This window comes from Methylomonas methanica (assembly GCF_001644035.1).
Taxonomy (GTDB): domain Bacteria; phylum Pseudomonadota; class Gammaproteobacteria; order Methylococcales; family Methylomonadaceae; genus Methylomonas; species Methylomonas methanica_A.
The window spans coordinates 12,688-24,709 of the sequence record NZ_LUUG01000122.1 but is presented as its reverse complement, the minus strand read 5'-3'; the positions used below and the strand labels follow the sequence as shown (position 1 = coordinate 24,709).

Sequence of the window (12,022 nt, the reverse complement as noted above, 5' to 3'; positions counted from 1 at the left end):
GCCGTTTATCAGGTTGCCGATGGCGCCTGATTCAAAAGGTGCTTAAATGTTTGTCCAAAAAATCGATAAACACCCGGGTCTTGGTCGGCATCAAGCGCCGACCGGGGAACACCAGCCAGGCGGTGGTTTGCGGCAAACACCATTCCGGCAACACCCGCACCAGTTCATGGTTAGGCACGGAAATGCTGGCGTAAGAGTCCGGCGCGGCGACGATGCCTTTTACACTCGTTCGATGGGCGATCCGGCCAACCAATTGGGATGCGCATTTATTGCATCAACGCCTCTACGGCATCGTCTTCCCGCAAGCCTATCTTGAATTGTTCGCGCCGCCTGGGAACGGCTTGAAGATCAAGCTGGGCGAGTTTTACACGCTGATTGGTAACGAAGCAGTTAACGCGCCGGATAACTTCTTTTACTCGCATTCCTATACGATGCAGTTCGGCGAACCGTTTTCGCATACCGGCCTACTGGCCAGTTATTCGATTGATGAAAATCTGGAACTAAAAGCCGGCGCGGTGACCGGCAGTCCTTACGTTGGCACGCAACCTTGCAACACGATTATGGCTGGATTGCCAAGGCGGCCGGCGCCGAAAGTGCCGAATGGTATGGCGTGGTTGGCTATTTGAATTGCGATCTATTCGATGACCTGGGTTTGGGCCTGCGCCTGGAATGGTTTCGCGACGACGATGGCGCCCGGGTTGGCGTGCCGGCCCGCAAACCGGCGTTGACCAGCGAACCGGCCAATTATTACGCCGCCACCGTCGGCGCCAACTGAAAACCCTTGCCGTGGCTGACCTTGCGCCCTAGCGTGCGCTACGACATCTGCGACGGTTGGCGAACGTTCGATGTTGGTGTCAGCCATCAGAAGTTGTTGGTTTCGACGGATTTGTTGCTGACTTTTTGACGAGTAGGGTTCGGTCGAATATGCAAACTGGACAGATGATTCAACTAAGGGCTTTTGGATTCAAATTGCTCCAATAACAAACCATCCACTGCCTTGATAACATAAGGGAATAATTCTTTAGTTAACCTATCATTTTCTTCAGGCGGTCTTAACGCCTTCCACGGCGTCGGGTGCCAGCCCACTCGTTCTGCAACCGGACAATTAAAAAACTCACAGAGATCTTCAGGCGACTCTTGAGTATCGGAAATAATTTTTTGAAGAATGCCATCGTTAAAGCCGCGTGCGACGGATGGAGGCGCGCCGGTTGAGCCATCGCTCAAACGTAACCGTAACACCGATACGTTCCCCCTAAGCAAAACTGTTCCTTCATTTAAGTAGATGCCGAATTCTCGGGGTTCATCCAAAATACGCTTAGTATCAAAACAGGAAATAAAACCTCCTGTTTTGATTAAATATTGCTTCTTCATTAAATAAGGTTTAGTCCAAGAACGATTATCACGCCAAATCACAGGCAATCCATAACCTGAACAATGAAAAAGCTCTTGATCCAATTTAATATAAGGAATGACGGAAGCATATCCTACGGCATGCGACCCAGAAACATCCATCTCTATATCGATTGCATTTTTAATTCTATTGTTTATCCTGCTCTCATATTCGAGCGAAGTCATACATTTAGTAACATTTTGATCGTTACTAACAAAGAATCTACCATTCTTGGAATGGAGTGGATTTTTATGTTTAGCCGCACATTCTCCAAACTTCTCTCTTATGGCCGGCTTTAATTGATTGAATAAAGTACCACAGCTGTAATAGCTGCCATTTTTCAGACGATGAAATTTTATTTCGTTGGCAGTAGGATAAATACAACCATCGTGAGGATCGATCTTTCCATTTGCATACGAAGCTAATCGGTAATGACTGTATAAAATATATGAAAAATCGCCAAATTCCGTAGGCAAATTATATGGGTCGTAAGCAATTGGTTCTTGCTCAGGGGTCTCCTCGTCTCGACTGCCGTATATCAACTTCGTATTATTACTCGTTAATACAATTTGTATTGAGTCAATTTTTATCGGTTGATTAGGTTTGTAATCCTCTTCTCTCACCAGAATTTCAGACACGAAATCTGGAAAAACCTGTACCCATGGCCCCGGTTGTTCAGCATATTGTGGTGAATAATTATTTAACTGATCTGGAGCTTTAGATTGAGAAGATACGACTAACTCGTTAAGTCTTTTTTCATAAGACAACTGGACACAAGCGGTGTCAGTGCAGACGTTGCGCTCTTTCATCCAGATTTTTTGTGCTTGTTTTACTTCATCGGTAGTTGTCCTGCTTTCTAAAGCTTTTTTATAAGTAGAATGTAATTGATCGTCAAGGCTGGACAGTTTTTGATTTGCGCAAATAAGTTTTTCGATATTTGATACAGCCTTTTGGCAGTCAAAACTGGCGGCTCGTACTGTCGAATACGGGGTTAAAAAGTAAAAAATAATAGAGATGCATATGGCAATTTTTCGGCAGAAAATATTGATTAATTTGCGCTCTAAAATGTCGTAAATTTCTATATCGCTTTCAATGATTTTAGTTGGTATTGCCATGCAAATTTCCTCTATATTCAATTATCGTTATTGCTCGCAGCTTTCTGCTCTAATTGCGGCGTAAAAACAATCCCACATACTTTAACCAAACGCTTTAATGTTAGTCTCCAGAAAATCGATAAACACCCTGGTTTTGGTTGGCATCAAACGCCGGCCCGGAAACACCAACCAGGCGGTGGTTTGCGGCAAACACCATTCCGGCAACACCCGCACCAGTTCCTGGTTCGACACGGAAGTGCTTGCGTAGGAGTCCGGCGCGGCGACGATGCCTTGATGCTGCGTGGCCAGTTTGACCAATAATTCCGGCGAGTTTGCCTTGATCCGCACCGGTGGCGTGCCCAGCCATTGTTGTTCACCCTTAGTCAATTGCCAGGCCGGCGCTTCCCGATTGCCGGCCAGCAGGCTTAGGGCATCGTGTGCTAATAATGCTTCGGGGTGCTCAGGTGTGCCGCGTTTTGCCAGATATTGCGGCGAGGCATACAAGCCCCAGGTTTGCAGATTCAGCCGCTTGGCCGTCAATGTGGCGTCGTCCGGTAGATCGCCCATCCGGATCGCCAGATCGAAACTCTCACTTAATAGATCCACCCGCCGCGCGGATAAATCGATCTCCAAGGCTATCGCCGGGTAGGTGTCGCTGAATTGGGCCAGCAGCGGCGCCAAGAATAGATTGGCAAAATCGTTGGGCATCGAGATGCGCAGCACGCCGCTGGGCTGAATTTGCCGGTGCTGCGCCAGCGCCATCGCCCCTTCGATTTCCTCGCTGACTTGCCGGCCATGTTGCAGCAAGCGCAAACCAAGTTCGGTCAGATTGAGTTGCCGGGTGGTGCGTTGCAGCAAGCGCTCGCCCAGCTGTTTTTCCAGATTGCTGATGCGTCGCGACAAGGTCGATTTCGGTAAGCCCAGTAATTCGCCGGCTTTGGAAAAGCTGCCGGCGTCGGCGATTTTGGCGAATAGCCACAGGTCGTTGGGTTCTATCTGCATTATTGTTCCTCCAGTGGAACAATGTTATCCATTTTCCGGTCTTCTGCCCAATATTATCGAGGCGTATAGTGAACCCAACGTCAAAAACATTTGGGAGACTTAAATGAATATTCTGCAAATTAACTCCAGCATCCGCGCCGAAAATGCCTATTCCAGCCGTCTGGCTGACAACTTGGTAGCCGGCTTACTTCAGCAAGCGCCGGCCGCACAATTGACCGTGCGCGACTTGGCGAAAACCCCACATCCATTGCTGGATGAAGCGGCTTTAATCGCCTTGAGCACGCCCGCCGAGCAACGCAGCCCGGCGCAAGCGCAACGGGTGGCGCTCGACGATGCCTTGATCAGCGAAATTCAACAAGCCGATATTTTAGTACTGACCGCGCCGATGTATAACTTCGGCATCCCGGCGCAACTGAAAGCCTGGATAGACGCCGTCGCCCGCGCCAGAGTGACGTTTCAATACACCGAAAACGGCGTGGAAGGCTTGCTGAAAAACAAACAGGTTTATGTCATCCAAACCGCCGGCGGCAAACACAGCGGCACCGAGACCGACAGCCAAAGTATTTATTTGCGTACCGTCTTGGGATTTTTGGGTATGACCGATGTCACCTTTATTTACGCGGAAGGTTTGGCGATGGGCGGCGATGCCGAACAACTGGCCTTGCAAGCCGCCGCTAGCCAAATCGCCGCGTTGGCGGCCTGAGCCTTAACCTTTTATAGGAGATTAGTGATGAACGCAGAGATCGTTAAAGCTGATGTGGTTCAGCATTCGCGCGCTATCGAACAACTGGTGGTGGGTCACGCCACGTCGGATGGCGCCGGCGTGAAATTGACCCGCGTGCTCGGCCAGGCCTTACAGCAACGGCTCGATCCGTTCTTGATGCTGGATGCCTTTGGCAGCGATAAACCTAACGATTACATTGCCGGCTTTCCCAACCATCCGCATCGGGGTTTCGAGACTTTGACCTATTTGATTGCCGGGCGGATGCGGCATAGCGACAATGCCGGTCATCAAGGCTTGTTGGAAACCGGCGGCATTCAATGGATGACCGCCGGGCGCGGGATTATTCACTCGGAAATGCCCGAGCAAAAAGACGGCTTGCTGGAAGGCTTTCAGTTGTGGATCAATCTGCCTGCCGCCGAGAAGATGCAGTCGGCGGGTTACAAAGACGTGCAAAGCGAACAGATTCCGGAATTTGTCACGGCTGATGGCGTGAAGGTGCGGGTGATAGCCGGCAGTAGCCATGGCGCAGCGGGGGCAATTCAACGGCCTGATACCGAACCGCTATTTCTGGACGTGCATGTATCGGCTGGCGTTAGTTTCAGCCAGTCTCTGCCCGTTGGCCACAACGCTTTTTTCTATGTATATCACGGCGAAGTGGCTGTGGCCGAGCGGTCGGTATCCGCGCAACGCATGGCGGTTCTGAACAACGATGCGTCCGCAGATGGGGTAATCTTGCAAGCCAAGCAAGACAGCCGCTTGATATTGGTGGCCGGCGCGCCGCTACGCGAGCCTATCGTGCAACACGGGCCGTTTGTAATGAATACTCGCGAGCAGATTGAGCAAGCCATAGACGATTACCAGACCGGTCGCTTTAACGCAGCCGCTTAGGAGCAAACAAAACCTTTTCATGGGAGTAGAGACGATGAATTCGGCCAAGCCTGACAACCGCAACTTGCCTAGGATGCCGGCCTTATTCATCGGTCACGGCAGCCCGCTGAATGCAATTGAAGAGAGCGAATTCCGTCGAGCTTGGGCGGCGCTGGGACAAAGCCTGCCCAGGCCCAAGGCCATTTTATCTGTCTCCGCGCATTGGCAAACCAAGGGCACTTGGGTTACCGCAATGCCGCAACCGAGGACCATCCACGACTTTTACGGCTTTCCGCAAGCCTTATTCGATTTTGTCTATCCGGCGCCAGGCAGCCCCGCATTGGCGGCTAAGATTCAGGCCCAGATGCCATTTATCCAGCTGCATCAGGACTGGGGTCTGGATCATGGCAGCTGGTCGATTTTGTGCCATATGTTTCCGAATGCCGACATTCCTGTTTTACAACTCAGTCTGGATAGGAATAAGTCGCCGGAAGAGCACTATCAACTGGGCAAAGCGTTACGCTGGCTGCGGGACGAAGGCGTGTTGATCGTCGGCAGCGGCAACATCGTGCATAACTTGCAGGCAGCGATTTGGCGAGATACCGCTCATGACTGGGCTGTAGCGTTTGCCGAACGGGTTAAACGATTGATTGCCGAAGGCGATCACCGCGCTTTAATCAAATACCGCGAGTTAAGCGATGCAACTTTGGCTATTCCTACGGACGAGCATTTTCTGCCCTTGCTGTACCTCCTGGGTTTGCAAGACGAAGGCGATAAGCTGAGTTTTTTTACCGACAAAACTACGCTGGGCGCCATAGCCATGTTATCTGTCCAATTAGGTTAATGGGGCGAAACGATGTTTCTGCTTAGCTTATTCGCCGTTAGTGTTGGTGTGCTGCTGCATTCGCGAATAAAATTGCCGGCTTAACTAGCCTCTCCATCTGTCCACCATTATGTCCAACCACCAACTTCACCGCCAATCATCTGCAAGCAAACCAGCTAGTAGCGTAGCAATTTCTGGAAATGAAGATCGGGAATACGCGCTTAGCTGGCCCGATTACGAGTTACTGGATGCCGGTGACGGTAAAAAGCTGGAGCGATGGGGCGAGGTGATAACCATCCGTCCGGAGATTCAAGCGCAGTTCAAGCCGGGTTGGTCATGGCTAGAATGGCAGGATAGGGCGCATTGGGAGTTTGTAGAGCTATCATCCACCCAAGGTAGCTGGAAAAGTCTGAAGCCTAATTCACCGGACCACTGGCAAATTGTTTACGAGCAATTGCAGTTTGGCTTGAAACTCACCAAATTTAAACATGTCGGCTTATTTCCGGAGCAGCAGGCTAACTGGAAGTTTATCGCTGAACATTTGCAGCCAGGGCAAAAAATGTTGAATCTGTTTGCTTATACCGGCGCGGCCTCATTGGTGGCGCGGGCGAATGGCGCGGAGGTGGTGCACGTGGACTCGGTCAAGCAAATGCTGGATTGGACCAACGACAACATGGCGCGTAGCGGGCTGACCGACATCCAATGGGTGCTGGAAGATGCCTTGAAATTTGCCAAGCGCGAGTCGAAACGCGGCAACCGCTACGACGGTATCATTATGGACCCGCCGGCCTGGGGATTGGGCGCCAAGGGCGAAAAATGGAAACTGGAAAATCAGCTGGCCGACTTGATCGAAACGGCGCGCGGCTTGATGAATCCCGGCGGGTTTCTAATCCTGAATACTTACTCGCCGAAAGTGGAATTGGTGGATTTGGCCAACACCGCCGCCCCATGCTTTGCTAAAAACCAAATCGAAATAAAACAACTCTGGATGCAGAGCAAAACCGGCAAGGCCTTGTTTTACGGCAATTTGTTGCGGGCGACGGTTTAATCCGTGAATGGATTGAGGACCCGAATTCCTGTGCCGGCAAAGTCACCAACATTCCGGGTGACAACGGTAAGATCGTAAATTAACGCCGTAGCAGCGATTAATTTATCCAATGGGTGTTGAGGATTTGGTACGCGCATTTTCCCCCAAACCAGTGCAATCTCGGTGTCGATAGGCAGGACATGATGGCGATATTCCTGCATAAGCTGGTTTAGCCAGTTCTCGAGTAACTCGCCTTGGCTAAAATCGCCGCGGTGATAAATCAGATCCACACCGCGCCGCAATTCACCGACGGTGACGACAGAAATATACAGCTTGTGATCATTTTGGGCGACGCCTGCAAAGAATTGATTAACGCCCGGATTTGTCTTGCTGCCTTTGCGGATTTCGCTAATCACATTCGTGTCAATCAAATACATCAGCCAAGTCGCTCTCGGTATCAACACGCAGAAAGTCAGTATCCAAGCCGACATTGGGCATGGCGGCTAGTGCTTCCGTAAAAGATTTCCGTTGCGGCCCGGTCAAAACCTCCGCCAGAATGGCGCGATGTTCTGCTTCTGTGGAACGATGGTGGGCGGCAGCTCTGGCTTTCAAAGCCTTAACCAGTGTTTCATCAAGATTTCTAACAACGAGGCTGGGCATAGCGAACTCCAAGGGCGTGGTGCTATCAATGCTAGCACGCGCTTTGGCGTAGCGGTAGTTTTTTAACTCTAACGTTGTTGGCCCGTAAAAAACGGCCGAGTCGCAAAGATGCCATCCGCAAAACGCTTGCCTTGCCAGGCCAGGCTGCGTTTCAACACAAAATCGAAGCGGAAGGGGTGATATTCCTGTAGGGCCAGCAACGGTTCCACGGCGTCTTCCGCCAGCAAGCCGACGTTGGCAAAAGCCTCGGGCGAGATCAAAGGCAAAATCCCGGTCAAGGGGTAATCCGAACCATACAGCAAGCGGCTGTGCCAGGCTGTCTCCGTCAGCAGGGTTTTGATCACTGCCATGTCACGATTGCGCAAGGTAATCGCGGAAATATCGCCAAATAACCGACCCTGCCATTGTTTATCGGCCATCAACTTGGCGAACAAATCAAAACTTCTGACTTCCCGACCGTCTTCATCCACATCGGTGCCCAAAGTCGCGCAATGGGCGATCACGACCCGGACGCCGGCATCGAGAGCCCGCCGCAAACGCAACGGATTGCCGAACAAAGGTTGGTCGGCACCGTGCAGCGCGTTCTCTTCGCCGCCGTGGGTGATGATCGGTATGTTCAATTGTGCAGCCGCTTTATAAAACCGGTCGCATTGCGGCGAAGCCGGGTCAATGCCCATCGCCGGCGGCAGCCATTTGACTGCGCGCGCGCCGTTCGCCACGGCTTTTTCCAGTACCGTCACGCAATCCTGACGATAAGGATGGATGCTGGCCACCCATTCGAAGCGCTCCGGATAGGCCTGCGCCAAACTTTGGGCGTATTCGTTGGGGACAAAAAATGCGGTATTGGCATGATCCGGGTCGCCGCTGGCGCCATGGGCACGGTCGAAGGCATACAACATGGCCTTGGCGCCCTTTGGCGTGGTGTCCATCAGTGCGCGCAGACGTTTTACAAAAGCGATGTCTTGGTCGGAATCGGGGATGCAGGCGGCGTTGGCGTAGGCCCAATGTTGCAGGGTTTGCACTGGGTGCTTTAACGGCGCGTGCATGTCCGGGGTTTGCGTGATGCCGCTACCGCCGTCGCCGGAGCCGACAATATGGGTATGGCAATCCCACCAGTCAGCTGGATTGATGCCTTGCCAGGCGGTCGTTTCCAGGGCCGAGGCCGGCGTCCCGGACGGATCGAGACACTGATTGGTTAATCGAAACAGTGCTGAAGCCGGCATGCTGGCGGTTGCCAGACCGGTTGCGGCCAGTTTTAGAAAGCGGCGGCGGGCTCGACTCACGGCTGGCGTGCTGTGGTTTGGTCTCATGGCGTGTTCTCTAAGTCGGAAGCGGAGTGTGTCGTTAGGATCCGAAAAATCAAACCGGTTGTAAAGAGGCTAGGGAGAAGGGGGGTGGGTTTTGCCGAAATCTGTTGCTGTCAGCATCGCAGGTTTTTATTCATTCCCGCCTAATAATAAGGCAAATATTGGGTGGGGATGGCCCGATGCCTTGCCGAATGGTCAAGTAAGCTTTCTGCAAGGCTTCGGACTGTTGCTAACTAATACTGGTCAAATGGCTAACGCTGGGGTTTCCGGGTAGTTCTCGGCCGGAAATGTACCGGAGTACATTTCCGTTATTAAACTCGCTGATTACCTGAGCCAGTATCTTAAGTACGCGAACCAAATCAGAAAGATTTGGGCGTCATAGATACTGGCCGTTTTCATCACTAGAAACTTATCGCGCCTTCAAGGAAGAAGGTTCTTTGTGGATAAGGATGGAACACATAAGCCGTTTTATCGGTAAGGTTGTTGATACCGAATGAGATTCGGCTTTTCGCGGGCTTACCTAGCAAATCGTATTTGAAGCGGTAACTGGTTTTGAAGTCCAGGAAGAAAAATCCGTCCTGAGAGCCGAATACGTTGTTAACGTGGTCGCCGTTGTCGATATCGTTGTACGAGTCGCTGGTGTAGCGGCCGGCCATTGATGTGTCCCAAGCCTCACTGATGTGATAGGTAGCCAGGGCATTGAAGCGCCATTCGGGTAGTCGAATCCGTTCTTTTCCGGTCAGATTGTAACGGGTGGGTGAGCCACTCGCTTCCGTGAAGATGAGGTCTGGCCCGCCATCTTCCACGATGGCATTCATCCAAGTGGCGTTAAAATTCAAATCGAAGTCAGAATCCAGCACCCGAGCTTGGTCGTATACCAATTCTACGCCGGTGGTGCTGGTAGCAGGAATGTTTTGAAACCCGTTCTCTGTAAAAACGCCCGATGCGCGGCGGACTTGCTGGATCGTGTTGCGTATGTCATCCCGGAACACATTGACTCGCACATAGCCGTTGTCCAATCCGTATTCGATCATGAAGTTGTGATGCCAGCCGTCCTCGGCTTTTAAGTTTTCATTCGCGGTCGTTACGCTTGTTGGAGACACGGAGTTTTGATACATCTCCGCGATGACCGGAAAACGATAAGCACGGCCGAAAGAGTAGCGGAATTTCCAATTGGCTGGTTCAAAGCCTAAAGATGCTTTCGGCGAAATTGCATCGTCACTGCGATCCGGCAAATCCCGGCCGCGACCCACACCACTGGAAGCCAACCACCACTCGTAACGCGCGCCCAAGGTCAAATCCCAGTCGGGAGCAAAGTGATAGGCGAACTGGCCGAACATCGCATTGGTAGTCACTTCGCCTTGATTACGTCTAGTTAAATCTTCTGCTCCAATCCGATCGGCTGAATAGCTGGCATAGGAGAACTGCTTGAAATTCATGTTGTAGTTGTCAAAGTGGTAACCGCCTAAAAACTCCAAGGGTTTCCAACCTAAAAACTCCCGGGTACTTAGTTTCAAGTCATAATTCTTCCAATTGAAATCGTCAAATACTTGCAATTGGCCGGAGTTTCGATTTCTGGGGTCATCAGGTGAGAAAAACGCTGATTGACGTTCGTCCTTTATGACATCCAGATAACTGAAAGTGGTGTCGATGTCCCAGGTATCGGTGATAGCCCCTTTAAGCTGCATACCGATTTGCATGGTTTGCCTTTCGTCGTCTGAAGGGCCAAAGCCGGTGTTTTGAACATTGAACGCTCTGCCAGCGAATACAGCATCACGAGTACTGTTGTTGCTGTCAGTAGTATTATCGCCGTAGTAGGCGTTGCCGTTTGCAGAGGTCAGATAATTGCGCGGTTTTTCTGATTTGCGGGTACGTTCTTCGAATGCGCCGGTAAAAATAGCCTGCAAATCCGGGGTGATGTCGTAGCCAACTTTAAGTTTAACCAAGTCGGTATTGACCAATTCAGGTCCAGTGTCGCCGTAAATGTAACTGGGCGTGCCTCGGGTGTCCAGTGTCGGTACCGCGCCGTTTACTGCTGTCGTTACTCCAGTAGGATTACGCAAACCGGTATTGTCGATGAAATAGCTCATCGGCTGGCTTTCCGCTTCCAGGCGGTTATAGGAGAGCAGTGCAGACCACTTATCCAGGCGATTGCCGTACGAGAAATATTGCCGATTGCCGTCAAAGGTGCCGCCGTCAGCGCCGATATTTTCCCAAGGTTGCACGAAGTAGCTGGTTTCTCCGTAGTACTCTTCTTTCATAGGCATGTGGGTTTTGATGTTTACCACCCCGCCAATAGAGTTACCGCTGTATTCTGCGGAAAATGGCCCGTATACCACGTCAACCGCGTCGATTTCGTTTGGGCCCACCATCGACCAGCGCGGTGCGCCGTTGAAAGAAGCCTGCAACTGATTGTGTAACGGTAAACCATCGGCGTAAACCATGTTTCTGGCCGTTGAGAACATGTCAGCACCGCGTATGCCCAACACGCCGTTAGGATCGCCAATGTAGCGTTGACGAATTTGTAAGCTCGGTTGGTACTTGACGGCTTCTTCGGTGGTTTGGGCATTTTGCCGTTCAATTTCCGCGCGTGACAGGCGGGTTGACGGCGAGGTGAAGTGCGAGTCTTTCGCCACTTCACCGGTGATCACCATTTCTTCCATCACCTCGTCTTTGGTGCTACTACCCACGGCTGTACTTTCCGGCAACACTTGTTTAGATTCTGTTTGACTATCGTTAGCAATGGACTGGTCCGCTGACTTGGAAGGTTCTGCATTTTTTGCCGCATGTTTAGTGGTGTTGCCAGTACTTTTCTTCTGTGTTTCAGCGATGGCTAAATTGCTGGTAATTGCCAGAAGAACAGCAGTAGACAGTAAAGAACGCATTGGCAATCTATAAGATGCGGATTTCTCAAGAGTTTCGGATTGATTTTTCACGTGTAATCTCGGTTGTAATTATTATTTCTGGATTATTGCTAAGTTTGTTTTAGCCTTCTGATCTAATCGCTGTGAGCGGTTTTCAGAGCTTGATCATGCTGATAGCCAACAGGTTTTCCGGATAAAAAACATTCCGAAATTCCGGCAAGATTGGGGCCAAGATTAAATGGCCTTGATTTCATTAATAAAAAA

The 12,022-nt window shown here is 51.0% G+C and carries 13 protein-coding genes; 6 read left to right on the top strand and 7 right to left on the bottom strand.

Annotation, left to right across the window (positions count from 1 at the left end; genetic code table 11):
• Nucleotides 1-31 precede the first annotated feature (31 nt).
• The gene (locus A1332_RS22035) at nt 32-178 is read right to left on the bottom strand and encodes a hypothetical protein (RefSeq protein WP_231890386.1); all 147 of its coding nucleotides are present in this window, start codon (nt 176-178) and stop codon (nt 32-34) included.
• A gap of 34 nt (nt 179-212) precedes the next feature.
• Between A1332_RS22035 and A1332_RS22030 the strand changes: the two genes are divergently transcribed.
• On the top strand, nt 213-626 hold the full coding sequence (locus A1332_RS22030; protein WP_082879833.1) for an outer membrane beta-barrel protein: 414 nt from the start codon (nt 213-215) through the stop codon (nt 624-626).
• Entirely contained in the window at nt 548-775 is a 228-nt protein-coding gene (locus A1332_RS25105; RefSeq protein WP_082879831.1) for an outer membrane beta-barrel protein, read from the top strand. The genes A1332_RS22030 and A1332_RS25105 overlap by 79 nt, the downstream gene beginning before the upstream one ends.
• Nucleotides 776-948: 173 nt before the next feature.
• On the opposite strand, the gene A1332_RS22025 is transcribed toward A1332_RS25105, so the two are convergent.
• Both A1332_RS22025 and A1332_RS22020 read right to left on the bottom strand, forming a co-directional pair.
• On the bottom strand, nt 949-2,505 hold the full coding sequence (locus A1332_RS22025; RefSeq protein WP_064010553.1) for a lysozyme inhibitor LprI family protein: 1,557 nt from the start codon (nt 2,503-2,505) through the stop codon (nt 949-951).
• A gap of 81 nt (nt 2,506-2,586) precedes the next feature.
• Complete coding sequence (locus tag A1332_RS22020; protein ID WP_064010552.1) at nt 2,587-3,486, bottom strand: LysR family transcriptional regulator; 900 nt, start codon at nt 3,484-3,486, stop codon at nt 2,587-2,589.
• 103 nt (nt 3,487-3,589) lie between these two features.
• Between A1332_RS22020 and A1332_RS22015 the strand changes: the two genes are divergently transcribed.
• The 4 genes from A1332_RS22015 (at nt 3,590) to A1332_RS22000 (ending at nt 6,948) form a co-directional block, all read left to right on the top strand.
• Nucleotides 3,590-4,189, top strand: coding sequence for an FMN-dependent NADH-azoreductase (locus A1332_RS22015; protein ID WP_064010551.1), 600 nt, complete (start codon nt 3,590-3,592; stop codon nt 4,187-4,189).
• Between the two features lie 27 nt (nt 4,190-4,216).
• A complete protein-coding gene (locus A1332_RS22010) occupies nt 4,217-5,098 on the top strand; it encodes a pirin family protein (protein WP_064010550.1) in 882 nt (293 codons plus the stop codon).
• A gap of 34 nt (nt 5,099-5,132) precedes the next feature.
• Nucleotides 5,133-5,921 carry a 4,5-DOPA dioxygenase extradiol gene (gene ygiD, locus A1332_RS22005; RefSeq protein ID WP_064010549.1) on the top strand — a complete coding sequence of 263 codons (789 nt, stop codon included), beginning with the start codon at nt 5,133-5,135 and terminating at the stop codon, nt 5,919-5,921.
• 109 nt (nt 5,922-6,030) lie between these two features.
• Nucleotides 6,031-6,948, top strand: a complete 918-nt coding sequence (locus tag A1332_RS22000) for a class I SAM-dependent methyltransferase (RefSeq protein WP_082879830.1) — start codon at nt 6,031-6,033, stop codon at nt 6,946-6,948.
• On the opposite strand, the gene A1332_RS21995 is transcribed toward A1332_RS22000, so the two are convergent.
• The 4 genes from A1332_RS21995 to A1332_RS21980 form a co-directional block, all read right to left on the bottom strand.
• Nucleotides 6,945-7,364 carry a type II toxin-antitoxin system VapC family toxin gene (locus A1332_RS21995; RefSeq protein ID WP_064010548.1) on the bottom strand — a complete coding sequence of 140 codons (420 nt, stop codon included), beginning with the start codon at nt 7,362-7,364 and terminating at the stop codon, nt 6,945-6,947. The two genes, A1332_RS22000 and A1332_RS21995, sit on opposite strands and share 4 nt — an antisense overlap.
• Entirely contained in the window at nt 7,351-7,587 is a 237-nt protein-coding gene (locus tag A1332_RS21990) for a FitA-like ribbon-helix-helix domain-containing protein (RefSeq protein ID WP_064010547.1), read from the bottom strand. Before A1332_RS21990 ends, A1332_RS21995 begins: the two co-directional genes overlap by 14 nt.
• Nucleotides 7,588-7,655: 68 nt before the next feature.
• Nucleotides 7,656-8,897, bottom strand: coding sequence for an amidohydrolase family protein (locus tag A1332_RS21985; RefSeq protein WP_064010546.1), 1,242 nt, complete (start codon nt 8,895-8,897; stop codon nt 7,656-7,658).
• Nucleotides 8,898-9,295: 398 nt separating this feature from the next.
• A complete protein-coding gene (locus tag A1332_RS21980; RefSeq protein WP_231890385.1) occupies nt 9,296-11,830 on the bottom strand; it encodes a TonB-dependent receptor in 2,535 nt (844 codons plus the stop codon).
• Nucleotides 11,831-12,022 lie beyond the last annotated feature (192 nt).

Bases quoted from the DNA above. Each gene is read 5' to 3' on its own strand.
- A1332_RS22010 (WP_064010550.1), top strand. From the start codon at position 4,217: ATGAACGCAGAGATCGTTAAAGCTGATGTGGTTCAGCATTCGCGCGCT.
- A1332_RS22020 (WP_064010552.1), bottom strand. From the start codon at position 3,486: ATGCAGATAGAACCCAACGACCTGTGGCTATTCGCCAAAATCGCCGAC.
- A1332_RS22025 (WP_064010553.1), bottom strand. From the start codon at position 2,505: ATGGCAATACCAACTAAAATCATTGAAAGCGATATAGAAATTTACGAC.
- A1332_RS22015 (WP_064010551.1), top strand. From the start codon at position 3,590: ATGAATATTCTGCAAATTAACTCCAGCATCCGCGCCGAAAATGCCTAT.
- A1332_RS21985 (WP_064010546.1), bottom strand. From the start codon at position 8,897: ATGAGACCAAACCACAGCACGCCAGCCGTGAGTCGAGCCCGCCGCCGC.
- A1332_RS22030 (WP_082879833.1), top strand. From the start codon at position 213: ATGCCTTTTACACTCGTTCGATGGGCGATCCGGCCAACCAATTGGGAT.
- A1332_RS21990 (WP_064010547.1), bottom strand. From the start codon at position 7,587: ATGCCCAGCCTCGTTGTTAGAAATCTTGATGAAACACTGGTTAAGGCT.
- A1332_RS22000 (WP_082879830.1), top strand. From the start codon at position 6,031: ATGTCCAACCACCAACTTCACCGCCAATCATCTGCAAGCAAACCAGCT.
- ygiD (WP_064010549.1), top strand. From the start codon at position 5,133: ATGAATTCGGCCAAGCCTGACAACCGCAACTTGCCTAGGATGCCGGCC.
- A1332_RS21995 (WP_064010548.1), bottom strand. From the start codon at position 7,364: ATGTATTTGATTGACACGAATGTGATTAGCGAAATCCGCAAAGGCAGC.